This is a genomic window from uncultured Desulfovibrio sp. (assembly GCF_902477725.1).
GTDB lineage: Bacteria > Desulfobacterota > Desulfovibrionia > Desulfovibrionales > Desulfovibrionaceae > Desulfovibrio.
In genome coordinates this window covers 276,737-299,731 of sequence record NZ_CABSIF010000002.1, presented here as the reverse complement: position 1 = coordinate 299,731, position 22,995 = coordinate 276,737, and the positions used below count along the sequence as shown (strand labels likewise).

Below are 22,995 nucleotides of genomic sequence, written 5' to 3'. Positions count from 1 at the left end.
GCGCAGGGGGGAAATTGAGTTTGCTACAAACCTTTTCGATGGGCAAGAATAAATTGAGGCCCTGCATCAAAAAAAAGTTACAGTGTTTAAGTTTTGATACCATGCACAAAAACTGGTGTTGATATGTGAAAAATCTAGTAAAGTTCTGCAAATATCTCTGGATGTGCATTTTTTTTTGCAAATTTGACATATTGCCATAACATAATGTTGGCATTATCCGATATTTTTCTTAGAATCAGACTCAGATGGGCATAATTTAAGCCCTTTTAAAAAGAATTTGATAACGCATTTCATAAAATATGGTTATTCCCCCTGCGAGGTAAAAGATGAATGTGAGAATGTGGCTTGTTACCCTTTGCTGTGGGTTTGTCGTAGGCATGGCGACCCTTTTTTTCACCAACACCCACATGTCCACACTGGTTTTTACGGAAGTAACCATTCCCCAGCTTTCGTCGGCATTACAGTCAAAGTATGAGTACGGCCTGAAAAGTGTTGTTGATGTTGCCGCCCAAGACCTTGCCGACAGGCTCAAGGGGGTTACCGACCCCAAGGAGCAGTACGCGCTGATTGAAAAATACACCGATTATCAGCGTTTCTTTCCCAACGACGAGGGCTACCTGTTTACCTATAAAACAGACGGCACTCGTATAAACGTGCCCACCAACAAGTCGCAGAACGGCAAAAATGTTATTGATCTCAAAGACAGCGATGGGGTCTATTTTATACGCGAGTTGATTGAAGCCGCCAAAAAGGGCGGAGCGTTCGTGGCTTACCGCTTTGACAAGCCGGGGGCTGGCATACAGCCCAAACTGGCCTACACACGCATGATACCAGGCACTGATGTTATTATCGGCACTGGCGTGTATATCGACAGCGTAGAGGCGGAACGCACTCGCGTTGCCAACCTGGTTGCCGAGAGAAACGACCATTACGATAATCTTGAGCTGCTTATTTGCGGGGGCATCCTTGCTGTCATTCTTGGCTTTGCATGGCTGATTACCCGCATTATCTGTCGGCCCCTGCGGCAAATTACCGTTGAAGCAGAAAAGGTCGCCCAGGGTCAGGAGGCCGCCCTGCCCACGCTCAAGGCATCCTGTCCGCTCGAAATCCGGCGGCTTAATAGTTCGCTGGGCATGATGATAGAAAACCTGCATGGCCGCATTCAAGAAGCAGCCGACAAAACCCGTCAGGCCGCCGAAGCCCTGGATCACGCAAAAGTAGCGCAGACCGCTGCCGAAGAAGCCAAACTGCGCGCAGAATCGGCCCGCAGGGAAGGCATGCTCGCCGCCGCCCATCAGCTTGAATCCATTGCCGAGGCGCTCTCCTCCGCTTCATCTGACCTCTCGCACCAGATCAAACGCTCTGATGAAGGCGCGGAAGAATCTTCCAAGATGCTTTCTGGCGCAGCCACCGCCATGAATGAAATGAACGCCACGGTTCAGGACGTTGCCAGAAACGCCGGGCTGGCATCGGGCGCATCGCTCGAAACCCGCGACAAGGCTCTTGCTGGCGCAAAGATCGTACAAAACGCCGTGGAAAGCATCACCGAGGTGCAGACCCACTCGCTTTCGCTCAAGGAAGACATGAACCGCCTGAACGAGCACGCGCAGGCCATCAACCAGATTATGGGCGTTATTTCCGACATTGCTGACCAGACCAACCTGCTGGCGCTGAACGCGGCCATCGAGGCCGCCCGTGCTGGCGATGCCGGCAGGGGTTTTGCCGTTGTGGCTGACGAAGTGCGCAAGCTAGCAGAAAAGACCATGGTTTCCACAAGCGATGTGGCCAAGGCCATTCAGGCCATTCAGGACAGCACCGCCAAAAGCATGCAGGGCGTTGAAAACGCTGTGGGTTCCATCGGCGTGGCCACGGATCTGGCCGGGCAATCCGGCGAGGCCCTGCAAGGCATTGTGGAGGTTGTGACCGCCACGGCTGATCAGGTGAATGCCATTGCCGCCGCCAGTGAAGAGCAGTCGGCAGCAAGCGAAGAAATCAACCGCAGCATTGTTGAGGTCAACGAGGTTTCGCGCCTGACGGCAGAGGCCATGAATCAGGCTTCCACCGCCGTTGCCGACCTCACCGAGCAGGCCAAAAAGCTCGCCGCCCTGATTCAGGAGATGAAGCAGGGCTAGGCCTGTCCTCCCCCGCCATCCAGGCTCCCGGTTTGCGCTTGCACGGCGCAGACCGGGAGCCTTTGTTTTATGTATGAATGCTTCTTGCCGTATTATTGTACTTATTGACGAGGTATTCTATGTTTTCATATACAAAAGAATGTTACTGGTGCAGCACAAAATGCATGCACGAATAAGTCCACCAAGGCATTTTCAATATATTTCTGTGAAAATCCCGTAGTATCGGAGTACCCATGAAAATTGAAATGGGAGAATCGCTGATAAGAACTTGGATACGCCATTGCATAGGTTGCCAAATGGCTGAGCTGAACTGGAAACCATCGCCAAAGTGGCCAGCCGAAATTACTCCTGAGCTTGAACAATGGTTTAATGAAGGTAAGGTTCAATTTTCTGAAGAAGTTGTTAAAAAGACATCAAACCTTACACAGTTTCTTGGTCAAGCCGAAATTGATGTACTTGGTATACGAGTTGCCCAAGGGAAAGTTGAAAAAATTATCGCTGCTGATATCGCATTCCATACGAAAGGATTGCAATATGGCTTAAAGGACGCAACAACGGCAAGGGTCATTAAAAAAATGTTCCGTACCGCGCTGACGCTTGAACGCCACTTCCCCGGCATTCCGGCTAAAATTTTGTTCCTGTCCCCAAAAGTAGCTCCTTCAAGAGAGTCTGATATCAATGATGCGGCACAAATTCTGCAAACATTCTTTGATGGCCGTCGCAAACACTTTTTATTCAGCACAATTATCAATAATGATTTCAAAGGCAAAGTCCTGGACGAAATTATCTTACTTCAAAATAAAGTGGCTGACACGAGCGAACTTTTTCTGCGTGCTGTGCAACTGGTGGCACTCTTCAGCCAAAGATCGCAAACCCCACCACCCAAGCCAACCAATACTTCCCAAATGCCAGACTCCACAGTGCATGTTCAAACGCTTCCCATTGAACTGATTCCTAGTGACCACAAGACATTCAAAGCTTTGCTTCTCAAACACCGCAAGGCAACAAGGTATGAGCATTATCAGGATGGAAAAATTGAAGAAAAACCATGGAATGCTATCCAACTTTCTGAGCGTTCCGATATTGTAGGCAATTTGCGAAGCAGAAAATGCTACAAACAGGGAACATGGCAAAAACGCGGCATCTCAAAACTGGTAGTTAAAATTAACAGTTCTGATGTTCAGTCGGGATAATCACGACAGTTTTCATTTTGCGGCTATTCCAAAAGTTACTGATGTGATAAGGCTGAATATGACCGGACATTGTCCTGACATGGGAAACTGTTATGAAAAACCGCATCCTCATCCTGGTGGTGTTGCTCTTGTGCGCCTGTGCCCGCCCAGTATCCCGTCATGAAACGTCCGCTGACACTCTTGCAGCCACACAGTATGGCGAAGTGCAAGGTTTTGCGGCGGCTGGCGTCAAAACATGGCTTGGCATTCCTTATGCCGCACCGCCTGTAGGTGAACTGCGTTTTCGGCGCAACCAGCCGCCTACCCCCTGGCAGGGCGTTAAAAAGTGCGCAGCCTTTGGCAACAAGCCCATCCAGTACATGAACATGTTCGGGCTTGAGCGTTCGCGGGTTCCCGCCAGCGAGGATTGCCTGTACCTCAACGTGTGGGCGCCCCTGACCGCCGCCAAAGACGCCAAGCTGCCTGTATTCGTATGGATATACGGCGGCGCGTACCACATGGGCGAAGGCAGCGACCCCATGTATGACGGCGCATCCTTTGCCAGAGACGGCGTGGTATTTGTCAATTTCAACTACCGCGTCGGCCCCTTGGGTTTTTATGATTTTTCCATGTACGACAAGAGGTTTGAATCCAACTGCGGCGTTTCAGACCAGATTGCCGCCCTGCGCTGGGTGCGGGACAATATCGCCGCATTTGGCGGCGACCCGAACAACGTGACCATAGCGGGCGAATCCGCAGGCGGCACGGGCGTGTACAACATGCTGGCATCGCCCGCTGCAAAGGGGCTGTTCCAGAAGGCCATCGCGGAGAGCGGCGTCACAGGAAATACCGAATCCCGCCGCATGGTCGAGATGAACAACGCCATCTTTTTTGAAAAGCTGGGTATCAATCCGCGCACAGACATTGCCAAATTACTGGAAATGCCCGCGCAGGACATGCTTGCGGCGGCTACGTTCACGCTCAAGGAAGGCCCGCGCCGCCACCCCGGCATCTTCATGCCCGGCCCGGTCAAGGACGACCTGCTGCCCCTGCACCCGTGGGAAGCCATGGCCCAGGGCAATGCCCGCGACGTTAAGGTCATTCTTGGCACCAACCGCAACGAAGGCACGCTGTTTGCCCTGCTGGGCCTGCTGCCCAAGGACTGGCAACAGGTGGAAAAGATGCTGCGCGATAACGGCGCGGCTGCCAGTATCCCTGCGGTCTCGGAGCTGTACGCCAGCGAAAAAGGCATGAAAAAACTGACGACCCTCGCGGGCGACCGGGCCTTTGTGGTGGATATGGTCAAAAGCGCCGATGCCCAGAGCTCCTTTAACCGCACCTACGTGTACCGCTTTGACTACGCCCCCTTGCTGCCGGAGCTGTTCTTGCTGGGCGCGGCACACTCAACGGAGATTTCCACCGCGCTTGCCACCAATGATCATCCCTTCTGGCTGCTCACGCCCGCATCTCGCCGCAAGGAGCTTACGCAATCCATGCACGGGGCCTGGCTGAACTTTGTAAAAACGGGCAATCCCAACGGCCCCGGCGTTGCGCCCCTGTGGCCTCAATACGAGGCAGGGCGACGGCTCACCTACATTTTTGACCAGGCTAACACCGTGGAATCGAATCCCCACGGCGCAGTCTATGAGGTGTGGAAAGATATTCAACTGTACCAGTAAGTTGCGGGTCGGCTTCATTGACATGGAGCGCTCGGCTTCTTACCCTCCACACGACAACAACTTTTTCACTGCTTTCATCTGCTGAAAGTTCAGGAGGCACACATGACCGAAGCCAATACCCAGCCCGGCGCTGATTTTTCGCCGGATGTGGACAATATACCTGAAGATTGCGTTCTTGAGCCACTTCACGAGCGCCGCTATCTTGTGGGCGGGCGCTTGCTTGAGTGGAATGGCCCTATGCACACCGTGCATTCGCCCCTGTATGTGAACGGTGAGCAGCGCGTCATCGGCTCCTGCCCGGAACTGACCGAGGCGGAATCTCTGACGGCAGTGGAAGCCGTAACCAAGGCGTGGGACAATGGACGCGGCGCATGGCCCACCATGCGAGTGGAAGACCGCATTGCCCGTGTGGAAGAATTTGCCCGCCGCATGATAGCTGTACGCGATCAAGTGGTGCGCCTGATGGTGTGGGAAATCTGCAAGCCGCTCAACGATTGCCGGGCGGAATTTGACCGCACCATTGACTATATCCGCGCCACTGTGGACGCCCTTAAAGACCTTGACCGCGCCTCCTCGCGCTTTGTGATCGAGAGCGGCATTTACGCCCAGATCCGCCGCGCGCCGCTTGGGCCGGTGCTGTGCATGGGGCCGTTCAACTATCCGCTCAACGAAACCTTCACCACGCTTATTCCGGCCCTGATCATGGGCAACCCGGTTATCGTCAAAACGCCCCGCATCGGCAAGCTGCTCTACGCGCCCCTGCTTGAGGCCTTTGCCGACTGCTTCCCCGCCGGGGTGGTGAACATCCTCTTTGGCGACAGGCGTGTGGCCATTCCCGCGCTGGAATCTGGCCGCATCAGTGTGCTGGCCTTTATCGGTTCAAGCCGCGCGGCCGATGCCCTGCGCCGTCACCATCCCTCGCCCCACAGGCTGCGTTGCGTGCTGGGGCTGGACGCCAAAAACGCAGCCATCGTGCTGCCCTGCGCCGATATGGATTTGACCGTGTCAGAGGCCGTGACCGGGGCGCTGAGCTTTAACGGGCAGCGCTGCACGGCCCTGAAGATCTTTTATGTGCACGCCTCGCGCACTGAGGAATTTCTGGCAAAATTCAGCGAGGCCATTGCCGCCCTGCCCATGGGCCTGCCCTGGAAGCCGGGGGTCAAAATCACCCCTCTGCCCGTGCCCGGCAAGATAGACGACCTGCGTGAACTGGTGGACGAAGCAATTGCCAAGGGCGCGCGCATTGCCAACCCGCGCGGCGGCACCTTTGACCGCACCCTGTATTACCCCACGCTGGTTGCGGGCGTTACCGCAGACATGCGCCTGCACACGGAAGAACAGTTTGCCCCTGTGGTGCCTGTGGTTTCGTACAATGATGTGTCGGAAGCCGCAGAGGCGGTGATAGCCTCGCCCTTCGGTCAGCAGGTCAGCATATTCGGCACTGACCCCGATGCCGTGGCTGCACTCATCGACCCCATGGTCAATCAGGTGTGCCGCGTCAACATCAACAGCCAGTGCCAGCGCGGGCCGGATACCTTCCCCTTCACAGGCCGCAAGGACTCTGCGGAAGGCACGCTTTCTGTCAGCGATGCGCTGCGCGCCTTCTCCATCCGCACACTTGTGGCAGCCAAGGGTTCCGCACCCAACAAGGAACTGATTTCGGACATCGTTCGCAACAGAAAATCCAACTTCCTATCCACGGATTTTCTGTTCTAACTTCTGAAATTGCAGGTGAAATAAAACTTGAAGTGAAACTTTAAATGGCGTTTATTGGTCTGCTCCCCGTCTGGTGGACAGATTAAAAAGGGCCAAAGCGAATAATCAAACGGCCAGCTTTTTCCGAAATTCTATCGGAGAGAGCTGGCCGAGACTTTTTTAAACTCCCTCCGTGTTGTAACGCATCTGCCTCTGCTTCCTTGGAATGGATATGCGGATTGTGCAGAACTTCCACGCAAATGCATCATTCTGAGGTGTAAAAAATGATTCCATACAGGCCATTATGCAGTTGGTCGTCCAGCGAGAATGACTGGCGTGTCAGGCTTGCAAGCTGCCGCAAGCCTACGCAGTAGAGCCGCATAATACCCCTTGTGGTGTGCTGGCCTTGAAGCATATGCTGAATGAGACCAAAAGTCTGGCTGCTGTGCGGTCAGGCTGGCTTTTCAAACAGAGTAACCCACTGGAGGGTTCCATGACCTTTTCTGCTAACTCACTGAAAATTCTTTTGGCTGCCGGGCTGCTGCTGGCTGGTACTGCGGTTGCGGCTCAGGACAGCGCGGGTACAGGGGAGGAGATGTACAACAAGCTGTGCTCGGGCTGTCATTCGGCCAGCCCTGCGGCAATGAAGGGCAAACCTGTAGATTCGCTGGTGGCTGGCATGGAAAGGGTCAAAAACCTGAGCAATGCCACAGGTGCCGCAGCCCGAATGCAACAGACGGTGCAGGGCCTGACCCCCGCGCAGATGAAGGATATTGCGACGTATCTTAACCAGATGAAATAACTGTAATCGAAGCAAAGTATCAGGCTGGTATTCTGACAGCCCCGGCACATCGACCGGGGCTGCTCTAGTGAAACGGCAAAATTGCGCTTGCAATGTGCTGAATAACAGGGCATATAGCTGCCTGTGCTACGCTGTTTCGGGCAGTTAGCTCAGTTGGTTGAGCACCGCCCTTACAAGGCGGGGGCCACAGGTTCAAGTCCTGTACTGCCCACCAAATATGAAAGGGGTTATCCTAAACGGATAGCCCTTTTTTGCATGTAAAAACTCCCTTCTAGTCATATCTATAGCATAGCGCCGTTATGCGTGTGTCCACGCTGCGGGATGCTGATGTCGGCCTCACCCCATCGACATCCCGCACTCATCTTCCTCTGTCGGCACATCTTCACCCTGCTGCCCTAAAAAATCGCAGATATGCTCTGCCACGCCATCAGCAAGGCCGGGTGAAAGCATGCTTTGATGCGTGCCCGCAGTCCAGCGGAGGGTGATGTTTTTCTCAGGCAAAAAGCGGCTCCAGCCCTGATACTGGTCGTTAAAATCAATGTAAGGATTACTGGCAAAATCCAGAGCGCGGATATACAGAATACGCAGGTCAGACGGCGTTGGGTTGTCATAACGTGCTGCGGCAATGGTATTGAGCCTGTATGTCTGCAACAGGTTTTCCATCTGCGCAGGGCTGAAATTGGGCGGCAGCAGCCCGGCTTTTTCGCCGCATTCCAGCAGATACGTCATTCTCTCAGCCCTGTTCATGGCCCGCAGTTTGTCCACATCAAAGGCCAAGGCTTCATGGAGATGGTTTTTCAGCAGTTCCACATCGCCCTTGGCGGCAAGCTGCTTGTCCCTGGTATTGTCCAGCACTGTGTCGAGAATCAGAACCGGGCCAGAGTCGCCCCCGAGCGCGGCATACTGGCAGGCCGCCTCATAGGCCAGAAGGCCGCCGAAACTCCAGCCGCCAAAAACGATGTTCTCCGTGGCTACCTTGAGGATTTCATCCAGATAAATCGCGGCCAAATCCTGAACACTGTGCAGCTCCGTATTCAGAACAGTTTTTTCAGCCTGAAAGCCCGCAGGCTCCACGGCATAGAGGGTGTAGCGCCCACCCAGCAGCCGGGCCAGATCGCTGTAGCAAAACACGCTGCCCCCCACAGGATGAAACAGAAAGAGATTTTTTCCGCCTTCACAATGGCAAAGCTTGATGATGGGGCTGTTGCGCACGCCTGCCTTACCCTCTACAAGCTCTGCCAGCCGTGCAATGCTGGAATGTGCCATCAGTTCGTTGACGGCAATATGAACGCGCAACTCTTTTTCAATCATGGCAACAAGGCGTACGGCCATGATGCTGTGCCCGCCCATGCTGAAAAAGCTGGCCTCCGCATTGATTACATCCATGCCCAGCAGCCGCTTCCAGATGGCGGCAAGAGTCTGCTCCACAGCCCCTTGCGGGCAGCGCCCTGCAACGGCCTCTGCCCTGCCCAGCGGGGACGGCAGCGCCCTTTTATCCACCTTGCGGTTGGGCGAGAGGGGCAGCTCCGCCATCGGCACAATATAGTCCGGCACGCAAAAGGGCGGCAACTGCTGCTCAAGATAGCTGCGCAAATCAGCCGGATTCACAGCACCCACTACATAGGCGGCGAGACTTTTGTCGTTACCAGCCTGATAAAAGTCCGCCGCCACGGCCAGCTGCCGCACACCGGGAAAGCTCCCAACGGCCTTTTCGACCTCGCCGATCTCGACCCTGTTGCCCCTGATCTTGACCTGCTGATCTTCCCGGCCCCGGTAGTACACAAGGCCGTTCTGAATAAAGCCATTGTCGCCAGTGCGATAGCAGCGCCGCCCGGCATATTCGGTAAAAGCATCGGCGCTCTCGCCATTCAGATACCCGCGCGAAACACCCGCTCCCGCGATCCACAGTTCTCCGGTAACAGAGTCCGGCACCGGGCGCTGATGTTTATCCAGCACAAAAATGTTCACGCCTTCAAGCGGTCTGCCAATGGGAAAGGCCGTAAAATCCGCATGATTGGTGCGGTCAATGCGAAAGGCGCTGCTGTCTACCGTGCATTCTGTTGGGCCGTACACATTGAACAGCACCACATCTTCATTGCCGGGTATGGCATAAAATTTTTGAATGACATCTGGCCGCAGCACCTCGCCAGCCAGCAGCACACGTTTGAGCGGCAGGGGCTGGCGGTGCTCCTGCAAATAGTCCACCAGCACATTAAAAAAGGCCGGGGTCATGTCGCACAGGTCAATGCCTTTTTTGCGGGCGCAGGCGCAAAATGCCGCAGGATTTTTGCGCTCCTCGTCTGCCATGACATACAAGGGCTTGCCGCAAAACAGTGAAACCGCCAGTTGCTGGATGGACGCATCAAACGAGAGCGGCGCAACCAGCCCCACAGTGCCGCACCCTTCTGAAAACTCCCGCAGGGCATGGATGATGTGCAGGAGGTGGCGGTGCTCCACCACAACGCCCTTGGGCTGCCCTGTGGAGCCGCTGGTGTAGACAATATAGGCGGCAGCGTCCGGCCTGACCGCCGCAAGCGGGGCAACTGGGCAGGCATCCATATCCCTCAGGCCAAAGCTCTCTCGCATGGCTCTGGTTCCGTGGGGTCTGGCATCATGAGCGCTTCTGCAAATCTGCACGTCATACCGAAAGACATCCGACTGACCATTGTCAGAGGGCGCGGGAGCCGCAGCGGGTGAAAATTTCACCTCAACCGGATATGGGCATTCTGCCGACCAGGCACTAAAGAAACGCCGTGGCACAAACAGCTCTGCCGAGCCCTCAAAACGCAGCAAGGCCGACTGATCGCCCGTAGCAAGAGCATGCTCCCTGATGGCTGCCCGCAGGTCGTCCTTGCGGTCCATATCGCGCACAGCGCCCACAAAAATGCTACCGCCCGCCGTGAGGCGTTCTACCGCGTGGTCAAGCACCCTGCGCAGATAATTGTAACCGGGAAAGCAATCCACAACGCCGTTGAGCACCACAAGGTCAAAGCGCTCGTCGAAAAAGCAGATGTCTATGGCTTCCATGCGGTGGATAGTCACAGAAGCGCCGCAGGGCAAGGCCTGCACCCTGTCCAGTTCATTTCTGGCAATGTCGACCGCCGCGTACCGGCTGGCGGCAGAGGCAAGAGCCTGCGCCACCACGCCGGAGCCGCTACCGACATCAAGCACGCTTTTGCCGCTGGACTGTGCACTTTTGGGGATGCTGCCGGGGGCACGGTTGGGGGCCAGACCTGTTTTTTGCAGCACGCTGCCAGCCATACGCTCAAGCTGCGACAGATCAAGGGGGTGTGCATCCACATCGTCCAGCCAACCGTGGTCGCTGCCCTGCTCTGCAAGGTGCTCCCAGTATTCCGTGCTGCTCAGGCCGCCACTTTCCAGCACATCCGTAAAATTGGGGGCGTCCAGACAAAGCACGTGGGCAATGTTGGGGTTGCGGTAACGATGATATTCCGCCTGGGGCAGAGAAGCGCTGTCCGTCACCAGCAACCGCACGGGCCTGAGCATGGCTTCCTGACGGAGGCGCGGCAGTTCGCGCTCCACGGGCACATACACGGCACCGGCCCGCATGATGCCAATGGCGGCGGCAAGATACATGGCTCCGCGCTTGCAGAGCACCCCCACTGCCGCTTCCGGCCCATAGTTTTTGGCCTGCACAAAGGCGGCTATGCGCGCGGAAAAATCCTTCAGTTCTCTGAAGCCCAGGCTTTTTCCGCCACCAGAAAGGGCAATGTTGTCCTGGTTCTCATCTGCAATGGAACAGAACAGGGCTTCAAAGCCGGCCCACCTGCCAGACAAGCCAGACATACTGGATGAACACGGCATGGCATTGCCAGCAGTGGAGAGGCTTGAAGGCAACGTGGCTGGTTGTCTTTCGGCAGCAGCTCCCGCCGGATTCTGAGCCGCAGCCTTGCTTCTGGGCATCCCAAAGGTGATATCGCCAATCTTCATTGTGCGTTTTCCTCAATACCTTCCAGAAAGCTTATCTGATATGTCAGATAGTCCTGCGCCGTCGCAAAAGCCACTTTCGGGGGGAGATTGTGGTTAAAACGCAGCATGGTTGCGCTGTCTTCTTTGTGCACAAAGCAAAGCAGCGCCACCCCAGTTGATCCGGGGCGACAACCGACTTTATTCCTTTTTTCTCTAAGACAGGAACAGTATTTTTTCAATGGATTAGTTCGTGGAGCGGATAATCAAAAGCGCATATAACGTAGATCGGTAGAGGAGAACGACAAGTCCAATGGCATGGATGAATCATGCAAACAGCCGCTAAAATTCCAGGCCACAACTGAAACCGCCGAAGCAGGAAGAACTCTGAGAACGAAATAGCTCCGCCCCAAGCTCAACCTGCGCAAAAAAACCACTGGTATGGTTCGCCCGCACACTGCTGTGAACCAGCATGGCGTCCCGGCCCGGCATATCTGACCGGCTTTCAAAACCTGGGCTGTATCCCTTGAATTTGGCGCTGCTGCTGAACGTTCCGTCAAGCCAGTCATGCCGCCAGCCTGCCAGAGTATCCCATGCGAGCGTTGTGCCATTATCCAGGGTGCGGGCAAGATTTGCATGCGCGCCCAAGACTGACGAGAGATTGTTGTAAGTGGCGGCATCAACCCTGAGTGCCGAGGCCCCGGAGCCGTCCTCGGTAAATCCAGGTCTGGAACTCAGGCTATATTCCAGCCATGTCAGAGGGCCAGCTTCCACGCCGCCCCAGACGGTTGCCCAGTTCCAGTCCTTGCCGCCGCCCGCGAGCGTATCTGCGGTTAGGCCCGTCCAGTCGCTGCTGTGATTGCGCGCGAAACCATTAAAGTTGACGGTCCGCTGCATTTGCACATCCTCAAAGCCCACGCGGGCCATGCCCATCACATAGGCACCATCCCACCAGCGTGGCTTGAAGAGCGCGTGGCCGCCAACAGATGCGGCCAACGTTTCCGCCCTTGCCTCGCCCGCACTATGAATATCTGTGCGGCGGCCTGCGAGCGCCACATCAAATCCTGCAGTCAGTCCGCTCTCCCACAGGCGGTCAACACCAAAGGCCGACCCTGCGCCTGACGCCGTGAAGCCCGCTGAGCCGCCATTGGCGTTCATGTTGCTGTAGCTGCCAAAGGGCAGCGCCCATGCCTGCCAGCCAGCAGCATCATCACCGCTGGACACGCCAGTACCGCTCACGCCTTGTTGGCCGCTGGCCCCCAAGAAGCGCCGCACCATAAGCAGATTGAGCTGCCGCTGTGCTTCAAGCCCGGCCCGAGCCACGGCATCATAACTGTTGGGGCTCAACTGCTCCATTGCCGGAGCAATGCCGCTGCCGGAGGTATCGCTCCAGTCCAGGGCCTGAAATAGGTTTTGCATATCGCCTGTTGCCTGCCCAGCTATCTGGTAAAGAGCGCGTCCAACACGGCTTGTGGTGGTACTGTCGGCATAGCGGCTGTACGCGCTTGATGCACGTTGCTGGCCCACCAAGGCCGACCCGAGGCCATTGCTTGACGCGACGCTGAAATTCAATGTTGGTGAAGAGGAACTAACCCCAACGCTGTTAAATGCGCCCGTGGAGCTTGTCGCCTGCACGCTGTTCATATTTATTGAATAGTTCTCTGCATAAAATCCCGGCGAGGGAGAAAACCGCAAGGCTCCGTCAATATTTGCAGAATTTGCACTGAGTACAGAATATTGGTTTCTGGAATTGAAACCGATTTGCAGCGTACCCTGGCTTGTCTGGGTGTAGTCATTTACTGTGAGCGTCAGGCCGCGATAGCCCGGAGCAACAGTGCCGTAATTGACGACTTTCTTCTGTATTACTCCATCACCCAGCAATACACCGCCCTGGCGCACGAGCACATCGCTGTTTTGCAGCACGCCGCCAGTGCCGTCTGCCCTTTTGCTCACGGCCAGGCCCCCGCCATCAACCACGGTCGCCCCTGAATAGCTATTGACGCCGCTGAGAACCAATAGGCCAGCACCCGTTTTACGCAAGCCCACATTCTTGCCACGCAGGGCCGTGGCGTCCGCCCCGGCCAGAAAACTGGCATGATGGTAGGCATCATTCCACTGGCGTTGGGTGATGTCATTGCTGAATTCTGCGAAGTAGCCCTTGGTGTTAAACGTTTCAAGCGCATAATTGCCAGGGCCCAGTTCAGACAATGTCACCACATCCGAAGCTGACATGCGGTTGGCATCCAGCCGGGCGATGCCGCGCACGGCCTTGCCCGCGTCCAGCAGCCCCTGACCAAACACGTCTTCCTTTGTCAGGTCGTTCACTGCTTTCTTGCCCTGATCAACCAGCGCTTTCAAAGCATCTGCCGTTGCGCCTTGATAAACTTGTTCAATCCACTGTTTGATTGTCACATCATTCGGAGCAGGAACACTGTGATCTATAACAGCAATAATAACCTTATTGGGATTACCATCTTTATCAACAGTATATTGAACAAGGTGCGTTGGCGCTACAAAAGTATTATCCGCTGTGGTCAATACAGCATCAGCCAGCTGTTTGCCGGTCATCCAGGGAAAAGCCTGCGCCACCAGCCCCACGGTGCCGCTCACATAGGGCGCTGCCATGCTGGTGCCGCTGTCCAGCATATAGCCGTTGGTGGTGGCATTGAGCGAATTGATATTGCTGCCGGGAGCCGCAACAGTCCAAAGATAGGCTTTGCTCCCAAGGTTACTGAAATAACTGACCCCAGACGGGCCAATGGTGCGTGTTCCGTCCGTCGCTGTGGTGATCCCGGCTATATTGAGGGAAACCACGCTGATCCAGCCTGTGAGGTCCGGCGCATAACGCGGCATCATGCCCTCAACACTGGGAGCTATCATGCTGTTGTTGCCAGCGGCAAACACAATGACCTTGCCGTAATCGTCACTGAGCTTGCGGAGTGCTTTGATCTCACCATCCTGGCCAGATATGACATCTGCGGGAATGTCTTTGAGAGGGTCAAGCGATGGGTAAAAATCCGTGCCCCAACTGTTGTTGATGACGCGAATATCCGGATACGCAGCAAAGAGGCTCAACAAATCAGCCGGAACAAGATTTTCGTTGCTCCCCGACGCTGTCCCAAGTGTGACCGCCGAAACAAGGTTGGCGTCAAAAGCCACACCGTGCATGCCAACACCATTGCGCATGGCTGCCATAATGCCCGCCACATGGCTGCCATGCGTATCATATGCCCAGTTTGGCACGTATGTCTGACCCGTGGTCTTATCGAGCGGCAAGGCCATCATTATGACTTTGCCAGCCAGCTCCGGGTGGTCGCCGCGCACGGAAGTGTCAATCATGCCCAGCGTGATGCCTGCCCCGGTATATCCCAGAGCGTATGCATCGGCAGCATGAATAAAATTCAACCCTGTGCTGTTCCAGTATTCATTGGTTTTAAAACTGTCAGCGCTCGCTGCATTGCTATGAACAGGTATACTAAATGTAAACAGAAACAGGAGGAGAATCTGAAACAAAGCAGGATAAAAACGTACCCAATATCCGCACGAATAAAGAACCATGAATGCTCCGACAGGATTAAGTGGAACTTCCTGTCCTTTTTGTTGTTGCGGGAAACAGCACCTTACTTCAGATTCATAACTTTAACTGATTGATCTTCTGACCGGGCGGCAGAATACTTCCCCATCGTCAATAACGCTTACTATCAAAAATATCTTTTTATTTAAATAGATTATTTTTTTAAAAAATTTTCTGCCTCAAGTTTGAAACGAGAAACTTTTTGCGGCTGATCACTCTTGCTCAAAAAGCTGCTCTGTTCCATTTTTGCACTGTCTGCAAACTAACCGAGGGGTTCCGGACCATTCCGCAACCCCTCTTTCATATCCTGCCGCTCATACACAGGGACAGTGTCAAGCTGACAGGATCATCCCTCAAACACGCCATCAAGCGCGTCAGGGACGCACAAGTATCTTGATGTTTTCATCCTTGTTGTTAATCAGCTCAAGAAAGCCCTTTTCCATGATGTCCTTCAGCTCGATCTTGCCGGTAATGAGGTTTTCCGCCTTGATGACGCCCTTGGCCATGAGCGCGGCAAGGCCCTTGAAATCCTCAATGGTGTAGGCCAGCGTGCCCATGACCTTTTTGTCCGTACCGCTGAGGCTGAAAAAGTTGAAGGAACTGGGTTCTTCAAAAATTCCCACAATAATGGCCGTTCCCGTGTTGCGCAGCACATCTATGGCCAGCGGCCCTGTGTGCTTGTTGCCGATGCACTCAAAGGAAACATCGGCCCCGGAGCCGCCGGTCAGTTCTTTCACCCTTGCAACCGGGTCGCATTCCTTGGGGTTCACCACAATGTCAGCGCCGCATTCCTTGGCCTTGGCAATGCGCGCGCGGGACATTTCAAGCACAATGATCTTGCCCGCTCCAGCGGCTTTGGCAGCCATAATGGTGCCGAGGCCGATGGTTCCCGCGCCAAGCACCACCACATTGAGGCCCAGAATGCTGCCCGCCATACGCACGGCCTTAAAGCCCGTGGCCAAGGGTTCCATGACTGCTCCGGCCTCGGGCGAAACACCCTCGGGCATGATAAAGCACAATTCCGCAGGCACATTCACATAGGGGGCGAATGCGCCGTCATTGTGCAGGCCCGTAAAGGCAAGCTTTTCGCAAACATTGTAGCGCCCCTCGCGGCAAGGCTGACACTCGCCGCAGTGCTGGCAGGCATCTGGCGCAACCATGTCGCCAACCTTGACATTGGTAACGCCGCTGCCCACCGCCACAACCTCGCCGCTGAATTCGTGCCCGAGAATGACGCTCCCCTGCTTGCCCGTAAGCGGATGCGGGGCCTCAGTGGGAATAAATATGGGGCCAGCCAGGTATTCGTGCAGATCCGAGCCGCAGATGCCGCACCAATCAACCTTGACCTGAACCCAACCGGGAGCCGGAGCGGGGGGAACGGGTACAGTCTCAACGCGGATGTCTTTTTTGCCGTGCCAAACTGCCGCCTGCATGGTTTCCGCCATAACTGCCTCGCTTGTTAGATGTTGAATCCGAATACACCCATCATTGCACAGGTCATGCCGTAAAATCCGCGCCAGCAGCGGATGAGCGGACATGCCCGGCAGACCTTGCCCTGGCTCAATCGAGAAAAATTGCACATGCAGACAGGTATACCGGAGCAACTGACAGTGTTCTGAAGTGGAACAAGGAAAGACTATGGTGGACGGAAGTGGAACAGAGAGATCAACAGGTCGCGAGGTGGTAAAACGCAAGTGGCTGCCGCAAAAAAGGCCTGCTCCAAACCGCGCGCCACAGGTGGGCTTTCGGTTCAGAGCAGGCCGGGTTGTTTGCGTTCTGAAAAATTACACAGCAAGGCTAGTCTTGGGGAACAATCTTGCGCAGTTTGGCGTACAGGGTATTGCGGCCGATGCCCAGTGCCTTGGCAGCCTGGAGCATGTTGCCGTTATAATGCTTCAATGCGCAGCGGATGACCTTGGCCTCCTGATTGTCCAGGTTAAAGTCGGTCATTCCGGGCAGGGCCGCCACTGTTTGCCCATCGGTTTGTCCGCTGGCTGTATTGGTCCCACTAGAACAGGACTGCAAATGAGCTGGCAGATGTACGGGCAAAATACAGCCGCCCTGCGCCATGTTGACGGCAAATTCCACGCTGTGCACAAGTTGACGCACATTGCCGGGCCAGTCGTAATCTTCCATCACGCGCAAGGCCTCGGCAGAAAACCCGCCAAAAGGATGCCCGTAGGTACGGCACAGGCGTTTGCAATGATATTCCGCAATAACAGCGATATCTTCCCTGCGTTCGCGCAGAGGCGGGATTTCCAGCGCGAGCACATGGATGCGGTAAAACAGATCTTCACGAAACGCGCCCGACGCCATCAGTTCATCCAGATTGCGGTTGGTGGCAGTGACCAGCCGGAAATCGACCATTCTGGTCTGCTTGCCGCCCACCCGCGTGACGCAACGGTCTTCCAGAGGGCGCAGCAGATTGACCTGCATTTCCAGCGGCATTTCAGAAATTTCATCCAGAAACAGGGTTCCCTTGTCGGCCAGTTCAAACTTGCCGGGGCGGCCCTTTTCCACTGCTCCGGTGAACGCCCCCCGCTCATAGCCAAAAAGCTCGCTCTGGATAAGTTCGCGCGGTAAAGCCCCGCAGTTTACAGCCACAAAAGGCCCTTCGGAACATCGGCTGGCCTTGTGGATGGCCCGTGCAAACAACTCCTTGCCCGTGCCCGTTTCGCCCAGCAACAAAACCGCCGCAGGGCTTTTGGCCATATGCCGTGCCTGTTCCACCGTGCGGGACATTTTTTCGCTGCGGTAAACAATATCTCCAAAGGGACGCGTGCCTTCGCGGCGCGGTATATGCGGCACAGGGGCAATAGGCGCGGGACGGGCTTCCACTCCGGCCTGAAGGGTCACAAGGGCATAGCGCGCTTCTGACCTGCCCGCCATAAAGGGCATGACGCAGGCTGTGAGGGCGGGATTGGTCAGGCAGCGCAGGGGGACCCCTTCGGCCTGGCAACTGTTTTCCGCCTGCTGGCGCGCGTACAGGGTATAATCAAAAAAAGCCTCGGCGCGCCCGCCGCGCACATCGCCGCTAAAACCTAGCAGGCGCTCTGCCTGGGCATTGGCATAGGTAATGATGCCGCTCTCATCCACCATCAGCACACCAATGGGCATGGAACTGAAGAGCGTGCTGAGCAGCGTGCGGGATTTGTTCTCCATGTTGCTCAGCGAGGCGTTGAGCAACAGTCGCTCTATCTCGCGGGCCGCGCCAACTGCCAGCCACAATGCTTGCCGGTGATCAGCCCTGGTTGGCCCGGAAATGTCAAAACAGCCCCACAACTGCCCGAACGGAGTAAAAATGGGCGCGGCAGAACAGCCCCAGGCCTGATGGCTGCTGCAAAAATGTTCCTCGCCCATAACCTGGGCTGGCATGCCGTCAGAAAGGGCCAGACTTATGGCGTTGGTGCCCACGCTTTTTTCAGACCACACCGCGCCAGGGCCAAAATAGAGCTGATCGGCCTGAAGCAGCACTTCCTTGTTGCCGCAGGTGCGCAGCAACCGGCCATTGGCCTCGGAAACCGTCATGAGCAGGCCTTTTTCCTTGATCTGCTCATACACCTGACGTTCCACGCCAGCCGCCAGTTCCGCATATATTTCGGCCTGGGCGCTGATCTGGCTCATGGGCGTAAATTCCGCGCACTTGGGCAGCAGGGGGTCCACCCCCAGATCGCGGCAGCGCATCCACGAAGCCGCTATGGGCCGGGGCAAACTGTCGTCAACAATCCTGCCGGTTCTTATAAAGGATTCCCAGGTTTCCCGCCGGTTCGCTCTTGGTGCGCCGCTATAGCTGTTGAACAAAAACCCCGAGCGGTTGACGCCTTCCGCCATCAGAGGTTCCTGCCGCATTTCAAAGACATCGCCATTTCTTTGCAGAACATACATGACTTATCTCCCGGACGCGCACGCCCTTTCAACAAGCATGCCGGTTCGCTGGTCTTTCCACTTCAAAAAGGCCATCTGCCCCACTTCTGAATAATGCGACCCCGCAGCTTTGTTTTAAGCAATAGCATCGTCCGTGAAAAAATGGAATAGCTCTTTGCGCATGGCTACATTCATATTGTGTCCAAAAAAACAACTCCATGAATTTTTTATATATTGTAGTGTATCATAACTGGTCTTACAGAACAGCATTCTGTTCGATTTTGGAACACTACCAAATACACACATAAAGTATTTTATAAATTATTCATTGATTATTACCTGTTATAAAGTGGTATCAGAGTTGCAATCAAGCAGGCATAAACGCGTGCGCCACATCGGCGCAAGGAGGTAGCGGATGGCCTACGAAGTGCAGATGCCCAAATGGGGCCTCACCATGAAAACAGGCAAGATTGCGCGCTGGCTTGTGGCCGAAGGCGGTGCGGTGGCAGTGGGGCAACCCCTGCTGGAAGTGGAAACAGACAAGATCACCAATGTGGTCGAGTCTCCGGCAGGCGGCGTTCTTTTGCAGATTGTCAGCCCGCAGGGCGAGGTTGTTCCGGTCATGCAGGTTATCGGCATCATCGGCGAATCGGGCGAGGCTGTGGCCGCCCCTGCCTCGCAAAGCGCTGATGCGGCGGCCAGCCCTGCCGCTCATGCCCCTTCCGGGGCCAAAAGCCAGGGATCGGCAACACAGGCCAGCACGGCGCAAGGAGAGGTTCGCGCCATGCCCGCAGCCCGCAAGACCGCCAAAGAGCTGGGCGTTGATCTGGCAACGGTAACGGGCACAGGACGCGATGGCATTGTTACGGAAAAGGATGTTCGCGCCGCCCACGAAGCTGCGGCAAAAGCCCCTGCTCCGGCCAGCGTAGCCCCGACGCAACCATGCCCCGCCCCTGATGCTGATGCGGACGAAGTCATCCCCATGGACGGGCTGCGCAAGCTTATAGCGGACAACATGCAGGCCAGCCTGCAAAACGCGGCGCAACTGACCGTTTTTGTGGAAGCCGACGTTACCGAAATGGTTGCGTTGCGCGATACCATGCTGGCCCGCAACAAAAAAGACCCGGAATACCGCCTCTCGTTCAACGACATCATCGCTTTTGCCGTGTGCCGCGCACTCAGGCAGCACCCCGTCATGAACACCACCCTGCAGGCAGACGGCGTCCACATGCACAAGCATGTGAACCTTGGCATCGCCGTTTCGCTCGATACGGGCCTCATTGTTCCCAACGTCAAGAATGCGGACACCTACAGCCTTGAAGAACTCAAGGCCAAGGTGCGCGACGCAGCCAGCCGCGCCCGCAAGGGCGGCCTTTCCATGGACGAAATTTCTGGCGGCACGTTTACCATTTCCAATGTGAGCATGCTTGGCGTGGACGGCTTCACCCCCATTCTCAACCCGCCGGAGACAGGCATCCTCGGCGTTGGTCGCGTGGTGGAAAAGCCGGGTGTTTTTGAATGCCAGGTGTGCGTGCGCAAGATGATGACTCTTTCCCTCACCTTCAACCACATGGTCACCGATGGCGGCCCGGCCATGAGTTTCCTGCGCACCCTTGCGGACATGCTTGAACAGCCCGTGCGCATGCTGGGCTGACCCGCGGAGGAATCCAATGCTGCAACGTTACGTGGTTGAACTGGGCACCGGGGCAGATCTGCACGGCGCAAACATGACCAAGGCCGCATACCGCGCGGTTAAGGACGCCATTTCGCGCAGTTGTTTGTGCGGCCTGGTGGAGATACTCGGGCGCGGATCTTTTCAGGGTGTGCATGTGCATGCGCGCATTGCCGTGCCCGAACCTGACCTGGTGGACAAGGAGGCAGTGCTTGCCGCCATTCCCATCGGGGAAAAGAGCATTGAGGTCGTTACGGGCGGCTTGCGCACTCCGGGCCTCGAAGTTGCCTGCTTCAGCCCCGGTTGCAGTGACATCGTGTTGGCCTGCGCGGCCCTGACCGTGTCGGTAGATATTGACTGAGTCGGCACCACAATCAGCAATCTGAGGAGAGTACCATGAAACATCCCGACAAAAAGGTTCTGCTGGAAATGTTCAGCACCATGACCAAGATCCGCCTTTTTGAAAGCGAGCTGCAAAAGTTTTTTGCAGCTGGCAAAATACCCGGATTCGTTCACCTCTACCTTGGTGAAGAAGCCGTTGCCACAGGCGCGTGCGCCGCGCTGAAGCAGACGGACATGATCACCAGCACCCACCGTGGGCACGGGCATTGTATTGCCAAGGGCGGCGACCTCAAGCTCATGATGGCCGAAATCTATGGCCGCTCCACCGGTTACTGCAAGGGTAAGGGCGGCTCCATGCACATTGCCGATTTCAACATCGGCATTCTTGGCGCCAACGGCATTGTGGGCGGCGGCGGCCCCCTGGCCGTGGGCGCGGCCTTCAGCTGCCAGTACAAAGACACCAAGGGCGTGTGCGCCTGCTTCTTCGGCGATGGCGCGTCCAACCAGGGCACCACGCAGGAATCGCTGAACATGGCCAGCGCATGGAAGCTCCCCGTCATCTTTATCAATGAAAACAACGGCTACGGCATCTCCTGCCCGCAGAGCAAATCCATGGCCATCACCGACATTGCCGACCGTGCCGCCGGATACGACATGCCAGGCGTTGTCATTGACGGCAACGATGTGCTCGCCGTGTACGAAGCCGTGACCATGGCCGTGGAACGCGCGCGCAAGGGCCAGGGTCCCTCGCTCATAGAATGCAAGACCTACCGCTGGCGCGGCCACTTTGAGGGCGATGCCTGCGTGTACCGTAGCGAAAAAGAACTGGAAGAATGGAAGGCCAAGGATCCCATTCCACGTTTTGCCAAAAAACTGGTGGAAACCGGCACCGCCACTCAGGCGGAGCTGGACGGCATCTCCGCGTCTGTGGCGGCCGAGATTGAAGCCGCCGTCAAGTTTGCGGAAGACAGCCCCTTCCCCAAGCCGGAAGACCTGCTGGAAGACGTGTACGCCTAAAGCGTTTGCCTGAAACTGCGGAAACCACCTTCAGATTTTTCAGAATGGAGAAAAATATGGCGATCAAAACCTACCTGCAAGCGCTTAACGATGCCATGCGCCAGGAGATGGAGCGGGACGAAAACGTGTTCATCATCGGTGAAGACGTGGGCAAGTTTGGCGGCTGCTTTGGCGTGACCCAAGGCCTTTTTGACAAATTCGGCGAACGCCGCGTGCGCGATACCCCTATCACGGAAAGCGCCATTGTGGGCGCTGCCGCCGGTGCCGCCGCAGCTGGTCTGCGCCCTGTGGCAGAGCTGATGTTTGTGGACTTTATCGGCGTTGCCTTTGACCAGCTCTTCAATCAGGCCGCCAAAATGCACTACATGTTTGGCGGCAAGGCCAAGGTGCCCATGGTGCTGCGCATGCCGCAGGGCGCTGGCGTGGGCGCTGCGGCCCAGCACTCCCAGAGCCTTGAAGCATGGTTCATGCACATTCCCGGCATCAAGGTGTGCATTCCCTCTACCCCGGCAGACGCAAAAGGCCTGCTCATCAGCGCCATCCGCGACGACAACCCCGTGGTCTTTCTTGAACACAAGATTCTGTACGGCGTGGAAGGCGAAGTTGGCGACGAGGCGACGCCCATTGAGCTTGGCAAGGGCGACGTAAAGCGCGAAGGCACGGACGTAACCATTGTAGCCACCTCACTCATGGTTCACTCCGCCCTTCAGGCCGCAGAAACCCTGGCCGCTCAGGGCATCAGCGCCGAAGTGGTAGACCCCCGCTGTCTGGTGCCGCTCGACAAGGACATCATCCTCAATTCCGTCAAAAAAACCCACGCCCTTGTGGTTGCGCACGAAGCCGTCAAAACCGCCGGAGCCGGTGCGGAAATCGCCGCCATGGTAGCCGAGGAAGCCCTGGACTATCTGGACGCGCCCATCGTGCGCGTGGGCGCTCCTTACTGCCCCGTCCCCTTCAGCCCGCCGCTGGAAAAGGCCTACATTCCCGGCGCGGATCAGATCGTCGCTGCGGTCAAGTCGCTGCGATAATTAAGCCGCTTTCAAGGGGCAGGCACAGGCACAAGGCCTGCCCCATCGCGGCAGCATACGATTGCAACAGCTATTGCAAGCAATGCAGCAG

General features: G+C 56.0%; 13 protein-coding genes and 1 tRNA gene. 10 read left to right on the top strand and 4 right to left on the bottom strand.

Translation table 11 applies throughout. The annotated features are described in order from the left end of the window. Positions 1 to 377: 377 nt before the first annotated feature. The 6 genes from RDK48_RS02720 to RDK48_RS02695 all read left to right on the top strand — a co-directional run bounded on the left by RDK48_RS02720 (position 378) and on the right by RDK48_RS02695 (position 7,694). Positions 378 to 2,132: a methyl-accepting chemotaxis protein gene (locus RDK48_RS02720; RefSeq protein ID WP_298994108.1), complete on the top strand. Its 1,755-nt coding sequence runs from the start codon at positions 378 to 380 to the stop codon at positions 2,130 to 2,132. 233 nt (positions 2,133 to 2,365) lie between these two features. Then, positions 2,366 to 3,325: a hypothetical protein gene (locus tag RDK48_RS02715; protein WP_298994110.1), complete on the top strand. Its 960-nt coding sequence runs from the start codon at positions 2,366 to 2,368 to the stop codon at positions 3,323 to 3,325. A gap of 92 nt (positions 3,326 to 3,417) precedes the next feature. Beyond that, on the top strand, positions 3,418 to 4,983 hold the full coding sequence (locus RDK48_RS02710) for a carboxylesterase/lipase family protein (protein ID WP_298994112.1): 1,566 nt from the start codon (positions 3,418 to 3,420) through the stop codon (positions 4,981 to 4,983). 102 nt (positions 4,984 to 5,085) lie between these two features. Beyond that, positions 5,086 to 6,699 (top strand): NADP-dependent glyceraldehyde-3-phosphate dehydrogenase, encoded by a 1,614-nt coding sequence (locus RDK48_RS02705; RefSeq protein WP_298994115.1) that lies wholly within the window; start codon positions 5,086 to 5,088, stop codon positions 6,697 to 6,699. 472 nt (positions 6,700 to 7,171) lie between these two features. Next, positions 7,172 to 7,480 carry a cytochrome C gene (locus RDK48_RS02700; protein ID WP_298994117.1) on the top strand — a complete coding sequence of 103 codons (309 nt, stop codon included), beginning with the start codon at positions 7,172 to 7,174 and terminating at the stop codon, positions 7,478 to 7,480. A gap of 138 nt (positions 7,481 to 7,618) precedes the next feature. Further along, a tRNA-Val gene (locus RDK48_RS02695) sits at positions 7,619 to 7,694 on the top strand. A gap of 122 nt (positions 7,695 to 7,816) precedes the next feature. Here the strand turns inward: RDK48_RS02695 and RDK48_RS02690 are convergent. The 4 genes from RDK48_RS02690 to RDK48_RS02675 form a co-directional block, all read right to left on the bottom strand. Further along, the gene (locus RDK48_RS02690) at positions 7,817 to 11,431 is read right to left on the bottom strand and encodes an alpha/beta fold hydrolase (RefSeq protein ID WP_298994119.1); all 3,615 of its coding nucleotides are present in this window, start codon (positions 11,429 to 11,431) and stop codon (positions 7,817 to 7,819) included. A gap of 318 nt (positions 11,432 to 11,749) precedes the next feature. After that, the gene (locus RDK48_RS02685) at positions 11,750 to 14,812 is read right to left on the bottom strand and encodes a S8 family serine peptidase (protein ID WP_298994120.1); all 3,063 of its coding nucleotides are present in this window, start codon (positions 14,810 to 14,812) and stop codon (positions 11,750 to 11,752) included. A gap of 543 nt (positions 14,813 to 15,355) precedes the next feature. Beyond that, positions 15,356 to 16,426: a 2,3-butanediol dehydrogenase gene (locus tag RDK48_RS02680; RefSeq protein WP_298994121.1), complete on the bottom strand. Its 1,071-nt coding sequence runs from the start codon at positions 16,424 to 16,426 to the stop codon at positions 15,356 to 15,358. Between the two features lie 352 nt (positions 16,427 to 16,778). After that, a complete protein-coding gene (locus RDK48_RS02675; RefSeq protein ID WP_298994123.1) occupies positions 16,779 to 18,866 on the bottom strand; it encodes a sigma-54-dependent Fis family transcriptional regulator in 2,088 nt (695 codons plus the stop codon). A gap of 394 nt (positions 18,867 to 19,260) precedes the next feature. Here RDK48_RS02675 and RDK48_RS02670 point away from each other — a divergent pair, with 394 nt between their 5' ends. From RDK48_RS02670 to RDK48_RS02655, 4 genes are all read left to right on the top strand, one after another. Continuing rightward, positions 19,261 to 20,499 (top strand): dihydrolipoamide acetyltransferase family protein, encoded by a 1,239-nt coding sequence (locus RDK48_RS02670; protein WP_298994125.1) that lies wholly within the window; start codon positions 19,261 to 19,263, stop codon positions 20,497 to 20,499. A 16-nt stretch (positions 20,500 to 20,515) separates the two neighbouring features. Continuing rightward, positions 20,516 to 20,878, top strand: a complete 363-nt coding sequence (locus tag RDK48_RS02665) for a Lin0512 family protein (RefSeq protein ID WP_022660107.1) — start codon at positions 20,516 to 20,518, stop codon at positions 20,876 to 20,878. Positions 20,879 to 20,913: 35 nt separating this feature from the next. Next, on the top strand, positions 20,914 to 21,876 hold the full coding sequence (locus RDK48_RS02660) for a thiamine pyrophosphate-dependent dehydrogenase E1 component subunit alpha (RefSeq protein ID WP_298994129.1): 963 nt from the start codon (positions 20,914 to 20,916) through the stop codon (positions 21,874 to 21,876). A 62-nt stretch (positions 21,877 to 21,938) separates the two neighbouring features. Continuing rightward, a complete protein-coding gene (locus RDK48_RS02655; RefSeq protein ID WP_374042245.1) occupies positions 21,939 to 22,904 on the top strand; it encodes an alpha-ketoacid dehydrogenase subunit beta in 966 nt (321 codons plus the stop codon). The last annotated feature ends 91 nt before the right edge of the window (positions 22,905 to 22,995 follow it).

What these genes read in the sequence shown, in the direction of transcription:
- RDK48_RS02660 (WP_298994129.1), top strand. Translation starts at nt 20,914, where the DNA reads ATGAAACATCCCGACAAAAAGGTTCTGCTGGAAATGTTCAGCACCATG.
- RDK48_RS02680 (WP_298994121.1), bottom strand. Translation starts at nt 16,426, where the DNA reads ATGGCGGAAACCATGCAGGCGGCAGTTTGGCACGGCAAAAAAGACATC.
- RDK48_RS02705 (WP_298994115.1), top strand. Translation starts at nt 5,086, where the DNA reads ATGACCGAAGCCAATACCCAGCCCGGCGCTGATTTTTCGCCGGATGTG.
- RDK48_RS02720 (WP_298994108.1), top strand. Translation starts at nt 378, where the DNA reads ATGGCGACCCTTTTTTTCACCAACACCCACATGTCCACACTGGTTTTT.
- RDK48_RS02700 (WP_298994117.1), top strand. Translation starts at nt 7,172, where the DNA reads ATGACCTTTTCTGCTAACTCACTGAAAATTCTTTTGGCTGCCGGGCTG.
- RDK48_RS02675 (WP_298994123.1), bottom strand. Translation starts at nt 18,866, where the DNA reads ATGTATGTTCTGCAAAGAAATGGCGATGTCTTTGAAATGCGGCAGGAA.
- RDK48_RS02670 (WP_298994125.1), top strand. Translation starts at nt 19,261, where the DNA reads ATGGCCTACGAAGTGCAGATGCCCAAATGGGGCCTCACCATGAAAACA.
- RDK48_RS02715 (WP_298994110.1), top strand. Translation starts at nt 2,366, where the DNA reads ATGAAAATTGAAATGGGAGAATCGCTGATAAGAACTTGGATACGCCAT.
- RDK48_RS02690 (WP_298994119.1), bottom strand. Translation starts at nt 11,431, where the DNA reads ATGAAGATTGGCGATATCACCTTTGGGATGCCCAGAAGCAAGGCTGCG.
- RDK48_RS02710 (WP_298994112.1), top strand. Translation starts at nt 3,418, where the DNA reads ATGAAAAACCGCATCCTCATCCTGGTGGTGTTGCTCTTGTGCGCCTGT.
- RDK48_RS02665 (WP_022660107.1), top strand. Translation starts at nt 20,516, where the DNA reads ATGCTGCAACGTTACGTGGTTGAACTGGGCACCGGGGCAGATCTGCAC.